At 54.3% G+C, this 12,631-nt stretch carries 10 protein-coding genes, 4 tRNA genes and 2 rRNA genes (1 of these 16 only partly in view); all 16 read left to right on the forward strand.

Annotated features, from left to right (window positions below; genetic code table 11):
* Positions 1 to 1,704: ribosomal RNA gene (locus AC4ANK_RS04420) — 23S ribosomal RNA — on the forward strand (it extends 1,189 nt beyond the left edge of the window).
* 160 nt (positions 1,705 to 1,864) lie between these two features.
* A 5S ribosomal RNA gene (gene rrf / locus AC4ANK_RS04425) occupies positions 1,865 to 1,980 on the forward strand.
* Between the two features lie 145 nt (positions 1,981 to 2,125).
* Positions 2,126 to 3,085 carry a bifunctional biotin--[acetyl-CoA-carboxylase] ligase/biotin operon repressor BirA gene (birA, locus tag AC4ANK_RS04430; protein WP_002555505.1) on the forward strand — a complete coding sequence of 320 codons (960 nt, stop codon included), beginning with the start codon at positions 2,126 to 2,128 and terminating at the stop codon, positions 3,083 to 3,085.
* Positions 3,075 to 3,824 (forward strand): pantothenate kinase, encoded by a 750-nt coding sequence (locus AC4ANK_RS04435; RefSeq protein WP_031596235.1) that lies wholly within the window; start codon positions 3,075 to 3,077, stop codon positions 3,822 to 3,824. The genes birA and AC4ANK_RS04435 overlap by 11 nt, the downstream gene beginning before the upstream one ends.
* Before the next feature lie 7 nt (positions 3,825 to 3,831).
* A complete protein-coding gene (locus AC4ANK_RS04440) occupies positions 3,832 to 4,260 on the forward strand; it encodes a hypothetical protein (protein ID WP_002555503.1) in 429 nt (142 codons plus the stop codon).
* Between the two features lie 142 nt (positions 4,261 to 4,402).
* A tRNA-Tyr gene (locus AC4ANK_RS04445) sits at positions 4,403 to 4,487 on the forward strand.
* Between the two features lie 24 nt (positions 4,488 to 4,511).
* A tRNA-Gly gene (locus AC4ANK_RS04450) sits at positions 4,512 to 4,585 on the forward strand.
* 26 nt (positions 4,586 to 4,611) lie between these two features.
* Positions 4,612 to 4,687, forward strand: a tRNA-Thr gene (locus AC4ANK_RS04455).
* Between the two features lie 165 nt (positions 4,688 to 4,852).
* A tRNA-Trp gene (locus tag AC4ANK_RS04460) sits at positions 4,853 to 4,928 on the forward strand.
* Between the two features lie 46 nt (positions 4,929 to 4,974).
* Complete coding sequence (secE, locus tag AC4ANK_RS04465; protein WP_002555502.1) at positions 4,975 to 5,343, forward strand: preprotein translocase subunit SecE; 369 nt, start codon at positions 4,975 to 4,977, stop codon at positions 5,341 to 5,343.
* 9 nt (positions 5,344 to 5,352) lie between these two features.
* Positions 5,353 to 5,886, forward strand: a complete 534-nt coding sequence (nusG, locus tag AC4ANK_RS04470; protein WP_002555501.1) for a transcription termination/antitermination protein NusG — start codon at positions 5,353 to 5,355, stop codon at positions 5,884 to 5,886.
* A gap of 119 nt (positions 5,887 to 6,005) precedes the next feature.
* Positions 6,006 to 6,437, forward strand: coding sequence for a 50S ribosomal protein L11 (gene rplK / locus AC4ANK_RS04475; RefSeq protein ID WP_002555500.1), 432 nt, complete (start codon positions 6,006 to 6,008; stop codon positions 6,435 to 6,437).
* Positions 6,437 to 7,132 carry a 50S ribosomal protein L1 gene (gene rplA / locus AC4ANK_RS04480; RefSeq protein WP_002555499.1) on the forward strand — a complete coding sequence of 232 codons (696 nt, stop codon included), beginning with the start codon at positions 6,437 to 6,439 and terminating at the stop codon, positions 7,130 to 7,132. Before rplK ends, rplA begins: the two co-directional genes overlap by 1 nt.
* Positions 7,133 to 7,333: 201 nt before the next feature.
* Positions 7,334 to 7,834 carry a 50S ribosomal protein L10 gene (gene rplJ / locus AC4ANK_RS04485; RefSeq protein ID WP_002555498.1) on the forward strand — a complete coding sequence of 167 codons (501 nt, stop codon included), beginning with the start codon at positions 7,334 to 7,336 and terminating at the stop codon, positions 7,832 to 7,834.
* Between the two features lie 79 nt (positions 7,835 to 7,913).
* Complete coding sequence (rplL, locus tag AC4ANK_RS04490; protein WP_002555497.1) at positions 7,914 to 8,279, forward strand: 50S ribosomal protein L7/L12; 366 nt, start codon at positions 7,914 to 7,916, stop codon at positions 8,277 to 8,279.
* A 221-nt stretch (positions 8,280 to 8,500) separates the two neighbouring features.
* The gene (rpoB, locus tag AC4ANK_RS04495) at positions 8,501 to 12,574 is read left to right on the forward strand and encodes a DNA-directed RNA polymerase subunit beta (protein ID WP_003317110.1); all 4,074 of its coding nucleotides are present in this window, start codon (positions 8,501 to 8,503) and stop codon (positions 12,572 to 12,574) included.
* Positions 12,575 to 12,631 lie beyond the last annotated feature (57 nt).

A 12,631-nucleotide genomic window follows, 5' to 3' on the forward strand; every position in this document is an offset into this window, starting at 1 on the left:
CTGTAAGCCTGTGAAGGTGAGTTGAGAAGCTTGCTGGAGGTATCAGAAGTGCGAATGCTGACATGAGTAACGACAATGGGTGTGAAAAACACCCACGCCGAAAGACCAAGGTTTCCTGCGCAACGTTAATCGACGCAGGGTTAGTCGGTCCCTAAGGCGAGGCTGAAAAGCGTAGTCGATGGAAAACAGGTTAATATTCCTGTACTTCTGGTTATTGCGATGGAGGGACGGAGAAGGCTAGGCCAGCCTGGCGTTGGTTGTCCAGGTTTAAGGTGGTAGGCTGAGATCTTAGGTAAATCCGGGATCTCAAGGCCGAGAGCTGATGACGAGTGTTCTTTAGAACACGAAGTGGTTGATGCCATGCTTCCAAGAAAAGCTTCTAAGCTTCAGGTAACCAGGAACCGTACCCCAAACCGACACAGGTGGTTGGGTAGAGAATACCAAGGCGCTTGAGAGAACTCGGGTGAAGGAACTAGGCAAAATGGCACCGTAACTTCGGGAGAAGGTGCGCCGGTGAGGGTGAAGCATTTACTGCGTAAGCCCACGCCGGTCGAAGATACCAGGCCGCTGCGACTGTTTATTAAAAACACAGCACTCTGCAAACACGAAAGTGGACGTATAGGGTGTGACGCCTGCCCGGTGCCGGAAGGTTAATTGATGGGGTTAGCGCAAGCGAAGCTCTTGATCGAAGCCCCGGTAAACGGCGGCCGTAACTATAACGGTCCTAAGGTAGCGAAATTCCTTGTCGGGTAAGTTCCGACCTGCACGAATGGCGTAACGATGGCGGCGCTGTCTCCACCCGAGACTCAGTGAAATTGAAATCGCTGTGAAGATGCAGTGTATCCGCGGCTAGACGGAAAGACCCCGTGAACCTTTACTATAGCTTTGCACTGGACTTTGAATTTGCTTGTGTAGGATAGGTGGGAGGCTTTGAAGCGTGGACGCCAGTCTGCGTGGAGCCAACCTTGAAATACCACCCTGGCAACTTTGAGGTTCTAACTCAGGTCCGTTATCCGGATCGAGGACAGTGTATGGTGGGTAGTTTGACTGGGGCGGTCTCCTCCTAAAGAGTAACGGAGGAGTACGAAGGTGCGCTCAGACCGGTCGGAAATCGGTCGTAGAGTATAAAGGCAAAAGCGCGCTTGACTGCGAGACAGACACGTCGAGCAGGTACGAAAGTAGGTCTTAGTGATCCGGTGGTTCTGTATGGAAGGGCCATCGCTCAACGGATAAAAGGTACTCCGGGGATAACAGGCTGATACCGCCCAAGAGTTCATATCGACGGCGGTGTTTGGCACCTCGATGTCGGCTCATCACATCCTGGGGCTGAAGCCGGTCCCAAGGGTATGGCTGTTCGCCATTTAAAGTGGTACGCGAGCTGGGTTTAGAACGTCGTGAGACAGTTCGGTCCCTATCTGCCGTGGACGTTTGAGATTTGAGAGGGGCTGCTCCTAGTACGAGAGGACCGGAGTGGACGAACCTCTGGTGTTCCGGTTGTCACGCCAGTGGCATTGCCGGGTAGCTATGTTCGGAAAAGATAACCGCTGAAAGCATCTAAGCGGGAAACTTGCCTCAAGATGAGATCTCACTGGAACCTTGAGTTCCCTAAAGGGCCGTCGAAGACTACGACGTTGATAGGTTGGGTGTGTAAGCGCTGTGAGGCGTTGAGCTAACCAATACTAATTGCCCGTGAGGCTTGACCATATAACACCCAAGCAATTTGAGTGGACTTCCTGACAGGAGCATCAGATTGCGGTGACTGTGAAGATGACATGAACCGAAGGTTTGCGTCACAACCGCACCGAGCTATCACATACCCGATTTGCTGAAGCGCGCCGCATGGCACGATTCGGTACCCGAATTTCTTGACGACCATAGAACATTGGAACCACCTGATCCCATCCCGAACTCAGCAGTGAAACGATGTATCGCCGATGGTAGTGTGGGGTTTCCCCATGTGAGAGTAGGTCATCGTCAAGATTAAATTCCAGAAACCCTCATCGCTTACGCGTTGAGGGTTTTTGTTTTTCTGCTGCACAAAAACTGCCATGAAAATACGTTTTCGTTTCTATGCAGCATGCCTCTGCGTGGCTATTATGCGTGCCTCATTGCCGGGCGACTCCAAATGCTGACCTTGTTAAAGCTTCTTGCCGATGGTGCATTTCATTCTGGACAGGTATTAGGCAATGCCCTCGGCATAAGCCGCAGTGCGGTCTGGAAGCAGCTTCAGCAGCTTGAAGCTGACCTAGGCATAGAGGTGCATAAAGTGCGCGGACGGGGTTATCGACTGGCAACGCCTATTTCGCTTTTAAGCCCCGCTGGCATAGCTCAGTGCGGATTCCCCGCCAGCTGGTCTGTACGCACTTACGACACTATCGACTCAACCAATGCAGAGGCCACGCGTCTGATTGCTCACGGGGCTCCCATGCCTTTACTGGTAGTGGCCGAGCAGCAAACCTCGGGAAGGGGGAGGCGGGGGCGAAAGTGGGTAAGTCCATTTGCCGAGAACCTTTATTACAGTCTGGTCCTGCGCATTGATGGTGGAATGCGTCAGCTGGAAGGTCTCAGCCTTTTGGTCGGATTGGCTGTGATGAACGTACTGCGCGACATTGGGGTTCAAGGCGCGGGCCTGAAATGGCCTAATGATGTGCTGGTCGGAAGACAGAAGATTGCTGGCATTTTGCTCGAGCTTGTTGGGGATCCGGCAGACGTTTGTCATGTGATCATCGGAATAGGGGTGAACGTGAACATGCGGTCATCGAGCGAAGTGGATCAACTATGGACGTCGATTCGACTCGAAACGGGCAGCCTTGCTGATCGGAATCGGATTGCAGCCCTTATAAGCAGTCAGCTTGAGTCTCTTCTGGCAGTTCATCGCAAAGAAGGCTTCGTGGCTTTTCAGGGTGAGTGGGAGCGCGGACATTTATGGCAGGGAGCTGCTGTCAGATTGCTTTCAGGCGCTGAGGCAGTTGAAGGGCTAGTGTTGGGGGTCGACTCGCTTGGAGCGTTGCGTTTGGAAGTGAATGGGGTAGAAAAGAGCTTTAGTGGTGGCGAGCTCAGCCTGAGGTTGCGAGATGATTCTTGAGCTCGACTGTGGCAACAGCTTCATCAAGTGGCGGATAACGGCGAAGAACGATGCGGCAGTGATTAGCGGCGGCGTTGTGGACTCCGATGCTGCCTTGCTGATGCACTTGAGTAGTCTGCCTGACACATCATTCACTGACTGCCGTCTGGTGAGTGTGCGTAGTGCCGAAGAAACGGCGAGGCTTGTCTCTTTGCTGGCTGACACCTTTTCCGTTGCGCCTGTCTGCGCGGAACCTGCTCAAGAGCTTGCTGGCGTGACAAATGGCTATGACGACTTCGCGCGTCTGGGGCTGGACCGCTGGCTGGCTTTCGTAGGTGCTTACCATCTCGCCAGAAGCGCGTGCCTGGTGATTGACCTGGGAACTGCTGTGACGTCTGATTTTGTCGACGCCGGTGGTGCGCATCTCGGTGGCTTTATCTGTCCTGGAATGCCCTTGATGCGCAATCAGTTGCGTACCCATACCCGTCGCATCAGATATGACAACACAGAGGCTGAAAAAGCCCTTGCCCGTCTTGTTCCCGGGCGTGCGACTGCAGAGGCTGTAGAGCGCGGCTGCTCGTTGATGCTTCGTGGGTTTGCATTGACTCAGATTGAGATAGCGCAGGGGTACTGGGGCAACGATTTTGCTATTTTTGTGACTGGCGGGGATGCTGCGCTGGTTGCGGATGTACTGCCGGGGGCTCGTATTGTTCCTGATCTGGTCTTCGTGGGTCTGGCTCTGGCTTGCCCTTTGCGTTGAGGTCTCTATGCGTTGGTTATTTCTTCTGCTGTTGATGCTTAATGCCTTTTATTACCTCTGGCATCAGCAGGAGGCTCCGCTTAGGGCTAAAGAGGTCATGCCATTGTCGTTGCATCGCGCTCCCCAGCAGGATATTCGCCTGCTTAGTGAGTCGGATGCGGGGCGCATGTCGCATGATGCCGACACGAAGTGCCTGTATGTCGGTGGCTTTGCGAGGCAAGAGGATGCTCGCCTGGTGGAGCAGCGCTTGAACAGTCTGGATATCCAGTCTCAATTTCAGTCGCTGCAAACGAATGGGGCGACGGCCTACTGGTTAAGGATTGCCCCGGAAAGCCGACGTCTTGTGGAGGTAGGTGTGATCAATCAATTGAGTCAGGATTTCCCGCAATTAAAAAATCAAATAATGTCGTGCGAGGGCATTGCAACTGCTGAGTAGTTTACATAGAATGGCGCCCGCTTCGCAGCGAGGTGAAAGTCTCGCGAACGGGGTGGTAGTAGTCAACGCATGTAACCTCAGGTTTTTACTGAGAAAAAGGTTGACAGAAGGGCGGCATGAGTTGAGAATTCTGCCTCGCTTAGGAGGGGTTCCCGAGCGGCCAAAGGGATCAGACTGTAAATCTGACGTCTACGACTTCGAAGGTTCGAATCCTTCCCCCTCCACCAGATTTGGCGCGATCTGCAAATTGCGCGGGTATAGTTTAGTGGTAGAACCTCAGCCTTCCAAGCTGATGATGCGGGTTCGATTCCCGCTACCCGCTCCAGGTTTGTGGTTCATGCATTGTGTTTTGCTCTTGTAGCTCAGTTGGTAGAGCACACCCTTGGTAAGGGTGAGGTCAGCGGTTCAAATCCGCTCAAGAGCTCCATTGCTAAAGGCAGATATGAAAATATCTGCCTTTGTTTTAGGTGGTTGCGCTGTGCGTGATCCGCTTGAAGCTTGTTCGGAGTGCGTCACCTGTAAGGCGCTCCCTGAATAAGGTGTTGAAAAACTCTCGTCAGGTCCGCATAATGGTCGGCCTGATTTTGCTTTTAGGTCAGTAGCTCAATTGGCAGAGCGACGGTCTCCAAAACCGTAGGTTGGGGGTTCGATTCCCTCCTGACCTGCCAGATTTCCTAGATGTAATCTGGCTTTCTTTTCACAGGATCTCCGTAGATGAATCCCAAGGCTGAAGCATCAGACTCTCGCTTTGATATGCTGAAGTGGCTCCTGGTAGTCGTTTTGGTTGTCGTGGGTGTTGTCGGTAATCAGTATTATTCTGCTGAGCCGATCCTGTACCGCGTTCTTGCTCTCCTTGTGATTGCTGCTGCAGCTGCATTTGTCGCGCTGCAGACCGGTAAGGGTAAAGCCTTCTTCGTTTTGGCGAAAGAAGCTCGCGCTGAGATTCGTAAAGTCGTATGGCCTACTCGCCAAGAAACCACTCAAACCACGTTGATCGTTGTGGCAGTTGTGCTGGTTATGGCGTTGCTGTTGTGGGGGCTTGATTCCCTGCTCGGCTGGCTTGTTTCCTTGATAGTTGGCTAAGGGTGTCCCGTGGCTAAGCGTTGGTACGTAGTGCATGCTTACTCGGGTTACGAGAAGCATGTCATGCGCTCGTTGATCGAGCGTGTGAAGCTGGCAGGCATGGAAGATGGCTTCGGCGAAATTCTGGTTCCCACTGAAGAAGTGGTTGAAATGCGTAATGGCCAGAAACGCAAAAGCGAACGCAAGTTCTTTCCAGGTTATGTGCTTGTTCAGATGGACATGAATGAGGGTACTTGGCACTTGGTCAAGGACACCCCGCGTGTCATGGGCTTCATCGGCGGTACCGCAGATAAGCCTGCTCCGATCACTGACAAAGAGGCAGAAGCAATTCTGCGTCGCGTTGCTGATGGTAGCGACAAGCCGAAGCCGAAAACGCTGTTCGAGCCGGGTGAGGTTGTTCGTGTCACCGACGGTCCGTTCGCCGATTTCAATGGCACGGTTGAAGAAGTTAACTACGAAAAGAGCCGGATTCAAGTGGCGGTGCTCATTTTCGGACGCTCTACCCCGGTAGAGCTAGAGTTCAGTCAGGTCGAAAAGGCATAACTGAGCTGGAATCCCATACCCCCGCAGCCCAAGGCTGTGGGGTTTTTTCGTCACTGGGATATACGCGTAAGTAACTGGGGAGCCTTTATTGGCGCTTGAACCCGTAATTGGAGTGCCTCATGGCCAAGAAGATAACCGCATACATCAAGCTGCAAGTGAAAGCCGCTCAGGCTAACCCAAGCCCGCCAGTTGGTCCTGCTCTGGGTCAGCACGGTGTGAACATCATGGAATTCTGCAAAGCGTTCAACGCCCGTACTCAGGGTATTGAGCCGGGCTTGCCGACTCCAGTGATCATCACTGTATACAGCGACCGTAGCTTCACTTTCGAAACAAAAAGTACCCCTGCATCGGTTCTGCTGAAGAAAGCTGCAGGCTTGACCAGCGGCTCGGCTCGCCCGAACACCGTTAAAGTTGGCACCGTGACTCGTGCTCAGCTGGAAGATATCGCTAAAGCAAAAAACGCGGATCTGACTGCAGCTGACATGGAAGCGGCCGTGCGTACTATCGCCGGTTCCGCTCGTAGCATGGGCCTTAACGTGGAGGGTGTGTAATGGCTAAGCTGACCAAGCGTCAAAAGGCAATCGCCAGCAAGATCGAAGCTGGTAAGTCTTACAATTTCGTAGACGCCGCAGCCCTGCTGACCGAGCTGTCGACCGTCAAGTTCAGCGAGTCTGTAGACGTTGCTGTTAACCTGGGTGTCGATCCTCGTAAGTCCGACCAGGTTGTTCGTAGCGCTACCGTACTGCCGCACGGCACTGGTAAAACTGTACGCGTTGCAGTGTTCACCCAGGGCCCTGCTGCTGAAGCTGCTCTGGCTGCCGGTGCTGATCGCGTTGGTATGGACGATCTGGCTGCTGAAATGAAAGCGGGCGATCTGAACTATGACGTCGTTATCGCTTCCCCGGACGCAATGCGCGTTGTGGGGCAGTTGGGTCAGGTTCTCGGTCCTCGTGGTCTGATGCCTAACCCGAAAGTCGGCACCGTTACTCCTGACGTGGCTAACGCCGTCAAGAACGCCAAGGCTGGTCAGGTTCGTTATCGCACCGACAAAAACGGCATCATCCACACTTCCGTTGGCAAGGTCGGTTTCGACGCTGTCAAGCTGAAGGAAAACGTTGAAGCCCTGATCGCTGACCTTAAGCGTATCAAGCCTGCTTCTTCGAAAGGTATTTACGTCAAGCGCATCACCCTGAGCACCACTATGGGCCCCGGCCTGGTCATCGACCAGGGTTCGTTGGAAGCGTAAGACAGAAGCGGTGCGGTTTTGACGCCGTACCGTTTGAAAGATTGGGGTCCCTGCCTGGCGGGGGCTATCCAAGACCGTAGGCGACGCAAGTCTTAAACCTCAAGCCTACGCAGATGGTGCTCCCGGTTCCTTACCGAATCAGACACCAAAACGACATCTGACTCCGGTCGGATGAAACGGTAACAAGCAGGAGTTAAACCCGTGGCAATTAAACTCGAAGACAAGAAGGCCATCGTCGCTGAAGTCAACGAGGCTGCCAAAGCTGGTCTGTCCGCTGTCGTGGCTGATGCCCGTGGTGTGACGGTCGGCGCTATGACCGGACTCCGTAAAGAGGCTCGTGAAGCTGGCGTTTACGTACGTGTTGTACGTAACACCCTGCTCAAGCGCGCTGTTGCTGACACTGAATTCAGTGTCCTCAACGACGTGTTCACTGGCCCGACCTTGATTGCGTTCTCCAACGAACATCCTGGCGCTGCTGCCCGTCTGTTCAAGGAATTCGCCAAAGGTCAGGACAAGTTCGAGATCAAGGCAGCTGCGTTCGAGGGCAAGTTCCTCGCAGCTAATCAGATCGATGTACTGGCAAGCCTGCCGACCCGTAACGAAGCAATTTCTCAGCTGATGAGCGTGATTCAAGGCGCTACCAGCAAGTTGGCTCGTACTCTGGCGGCTGTTCGCGACCAAAAAGAAGCAGCTGCAGCCTAAGGCTGAGTCAGATCTTTTCGCGTATTTTTGTTTATTTTGATGGTCGCGTAGGCCGTCCCCCAATTCAGGAAATTGAGTCATGTCCATCTCTCAAGACGATATCCTTAACGCCGTAGCTGAAATGTCCGTTCTGCAGGTTGTAGAGCTGATCAAGGCGTTCGAAGAGAAGTTCGGCGTTACCGCTGCTGCCGGTTCGGCTGGTCCAGCTGTTGCTGCTGCTGTTGTTGAAGAACAAACTGAATTCAACGTCATGCTGCTGGAAGCTGGCGAGAAGAAAGTTAACGTGATCAAGGCAGTACGTGAACTGACCGGTCTGGGCCTGAAAGAAGCCAAGGCAGTCGTTGACGGCGCGCCAGCAATGGTTCTGGAAGCTGTTGCCAAAGACGCAGCTGACAAAGCCAAAGCTACTCTGGAAGAAGCAGGCGCTAAAGTCGAGCTGAAATAAGCATCGACTTTGAGTGTCCAGCCCACGCGATTAGCGAAAGGCTGATGGCTGGTGGCTTTTGCCACCGGCCTTTTTCCGTTATAGACGATTGGCGCTGTCAACGTTTGTAATGTGCTGTATCCACCGATGGCGGTGGCGCAAACCAAGGGGTTTGCAAGATTTTCTGGCTGCTTCCGTCGGGAGGGAGCCAAACAAGCAGGTGACCAAGCTGGGGAACGCTGATGGCTTACTCATATACTGAGAAAAAACGTATCCGCAAGGACTTTAGCAAGTTGCCGGACGTAATGGATGTGCCGTATCTCTTGGCCATCCAGCTGGATTCGTATCGCGAATTCCTGCAGGCGGGAGCGACCAAAGATCAGTTCCGCGACGTCGGTCTGCATGCAGCCTTCAAATCCGTTTTCCCGATCATCAGCTACTCCGGCAATGCTGCGCTGGAGTATGTAGGTTATCGCTTGGGCGAACCGGCATTTGATGTCAAGGAATGCGTGCTGCGCGGTGTGACTTACGCAGTACCTTTGCGGGTCAAGGTCCGTCTGATCATTTTCGACAAAGAATCGTCGAACAAAGCGATCAAGGACATCAAAGAGCAAGAAGTCTACATGGGTGAAATCCCCCTGATGACTGAAAACGGTACCTTTGTAATCAATGGCACCGAGCGCGTTATCGTGTCTCAGCTTCACCGCTCGCCTGGCGTATTCTTCGACCACGACCGTGGCAAGACGCACAGCTCCGGTAAGCTGCTTTACTCCGCTCGTATCATTCCTTACCGCGGTTCGTGGCTGGACTTCGAGTTCGATCCGAAAGACTGCGTATTCGTCCGTATCGACCGTCGTCGCAAGCTGCCTGCATCCGTACTTCTGCGCGCTCTGGGTTATACCACCGAGCAAGTGCTTGATGCTTTCTACACCACCAACGTATTCCATGTGCGCGGCGAAAACCTGAGTCTGGAGCTGGTGCCTCAGCGCCTGCGTGGTGAAATTGCCGTTCTGGATATTCTGGACGACAAGGGCAAGGTCATTGTCGAGCAGGGTCGCCGTATTACCGCTCGTCACATCAACCAGCTGGAAAAAGCCGGGATCAAAGAGCTGGAAGTACCTCTGGACTATGTCCTGGGTCGTACCACTGCCAAGGTCATCGTGCATCCGGCAACCGGTGAGATCATTGCCGAGTGCAACACTGAGCTGAACACTGAAATCCTGGCCAAGATCGCCAAGGCTCAGGTTGTTCGCATCGAGACGTTGTACACCAACGATATCGACTGCGGTCCGTTCGTCTCTGACACGCTGAAGATCGACTCCACCAGCAACCAGCTGGAAGCGCTGGTCGAGATCTATCGCATGATGCGTCCTGGCGAGCCGCCAACCAAGGATGCAGCCGAAACGCTGTTCAACAACCTGTTCTTCAGTCCTGAGCGTTATGACCTGTCTGCTGTAGGCCGGATGAAGTTCAATCGTCGTATCGGTCGTACCGAAATCGAAGGTTCGGGTGTGTTGTGCAAGGAAGACATCGTAGCGGTCCTCAAGACCCTCGTTGATATCCGTAACGGCAAAGGCATCGTCGATGACATCGACCACCTCGGTAACCGTCGCGTTCGTTGCGTTGGCGAGATGGCCGAGAACCAGTTCCGTGTAGGTCTGGTCCGTGTCGAGCGCGCTGTCAAAGAACGTCTGTCCATGGCAGAAAGCGAAGGCTTGATGCCTCAGGACCTGATCAACGCCAAACCTGTTGCGGCGGCGGTCAAGGAGTTCTTCGGTTCCAGCCAGCTGTCCCAGTTCATGGACCAGAACAACCCGCTGTCCGAGATCACGCACAAGCGTCGTGTTTCCGCGCTCGGCCCTGGCGGTCTGACGCGTGAGCGCGCCGGCTTTGAAGTTCGAGACGTTCACCCGACTCACTACGGCCGTGTTTGCCCGATCGAGACGCCTGAAGGTCCGAACATCGGTCTGATCAACTCCCTGGCGGCCTATGCCCGCACCAACCAGTACGGCTTCCTCGAGAGCCCGTACCGTGTGGTCAAGGAAGGTCTGGTCACCGAAGAAATCGTCTTCCTTTCGGCGATCGAAGAAGCGGACCACGTCATTGCTCAGGCTTCGGCTGCAATGAACGACAAGCAAGAGCTGATCGACGAGCTGGTTGCTGTGCGTCACTTGAACGAATTCACCGTCAAGGCACCAGCCGATGTCACCCTGATGGACGTTTCGCCCAAGCAGGTTGTGTCGGTAGCCGCATCGCTGATCCCGTTCCTCGAGCACGATGACGCCAACCGCGCATTGATGGGTTCGAACATGCAGCGTCAGGCTGTACCGACCCTGCGTGCCGACAAGCCGCTGGTAGGTACTGGCATGGAGCGCAACGTTGCCCGCGACTCCGGCGTTTGCGTCGTGGCTCGTCGTGGCGGCGTGATCGACTCTGTCGACGCCAGCCGTATCGTTGTTCGCGTTGCTGATGACGAAGTAGAAACAGGTGAAGCAGGTGTAGACATCTACAACCTGACCAAATACACCCGTTCGAACCAGAACACCTGCATCAACCAGCGTCCTCTGGTGAGCAAGGGTGACCGTGTTCAGCGTAGCGACATCATGGCTGACGGTCCGTCTACCGATATGGGTGAGCTGGCTCTGGGTCAGAACATGCGCATCGCGTTCATGGCCTGGAACGGTTTCAACTTCGAAGACTCCATCTGCCTCTCCGAGCGTGTAGTTCAAGAAGACCGCTTCACAACGATCCACATTCAGGAACTGACCTGTGTGGCTCGTGACACCAAGCTTGGGCCTGAAGAGATCACCGCCGACATCCCGAACGTGGGTGAAGCGGCTCTGAACAAGCTGGACGAAGCCGGTATCGTTTATGTAGGTGCCGAAGTTGGCGCTGGTGACATCCTGGTGGGCAAGGTCACTCCGAAAGGCGAGACCCAGCTGACTCCGGAAGAAAAACTGTTGCGCGCGATTTTCGGTGAGAAAGCAAGCGACGTTAAAGATACTTCCCTGCGCGTGCCGACCGGCACCAAGGGTACTGTCATTGACGTTCAGGTCTTCACCCGTGATGGCGTCGAGCGTGATGCGCGTGCCCTGTCCATCGAGAAGTCGCAACTCGACGAGATCCGCAAGGATCTGAACGAAGAGTTCCGTATTGTCGAAGGCGCTACTTTCGAACGTCTGCGCTCTGCGCTGGTGGGCCGTGTAGCTGAAGGCGGCGCTGGCCTCAAAAAGGGCCAGGAGATCACCAACGAAGTGCTCGATGGTCTTGAGCATGGTCAGTGGTTCAAACTGCGCATGGCTGAAGATGCTCTGAATGAGCAGCTTGAGAAAGCTCAGGCCTACATCGTTGATCGTCGCCGTCTTCTGGATGACAAGTTCGAAGACAAGAAACGCAAACTGCAGCAAGGCGATGACCTGGCTCCAGGCGTTCTGAAAATCGTCAAGGTCTACCTGGCAATCCGTCGTCGCATCCAGCCGGGCGACAAGATGGCCGGTCGTCACGGTAACAAGGGTGTGGTCTCCGTGATCATGCCGGTTGAAGACATGCCGCACGATGCCAATGGCACGCCGGTCGATATCGTCCTCAACCCGCTGGGCGTACCTTCGCGTATGAACGTTGGTCAGATTCTCGAAACTCACCTGGGCCTCGCGGCCAAAGGTCTGGGCGAGAAGATCAACCGCATGCTTGAAGAGCAGCGTAAAGTTGCTGAGCTGCGTAAGTTCCTCAACGAGATCTATAACGAAATCGGCGGTCGTCAGGAGTCTCTGGAAGACCTCACCGACAACGAGATTCTGGACCTCGCGAAGAACCTGCGTAACGGCGTACCGATGGCTACCCCGGTTTTCGACGGTGCCAAGGAAAGCGAAATCAAGGCAATGCTCAAGCTGGCAGATATGCCGGAAAGCGGCCAGATGCAGCTGTTCGACGGTCGTACCGGCAACAAGTTTGAACGTGCTGTAACGGTTGGCTACATGTACATGCTGAAGCTGAACCACTTGGTGGACGACAAGATGCACGCGCGTTCCACTGGTTCGTACAGCCTGGTTACCCAGCAGCCGCTGGGTGGTAAGGCACAGTTCGGTGGTCAGCGTTTCGGGGAGATGGAAGTGTGGGCGCTGGAAGCATACGGCGCGGCGTACACTCTGCAGGAAATGCTCACAGTGAAGTCGGACGATGTGAACGGTCGTACCAAGATGTACAAAAACATCGTGGACGGCGATCACCGTATGGAGCCGGGCATGCCCGAGTCTTTCAACGTGTTGATCAAAGAAATCCGTTCGCTCGGTATCGATATCGATCTGGAAACCGAATAACACGTGACGCGAATCGGGGGCAGGGCGGTATTGCCTGCTCCCTGCTCCGCCAGGAGG

It is taken from the genome of Pseudomonas sp. Pmew2, assembly GCF_058129885.1.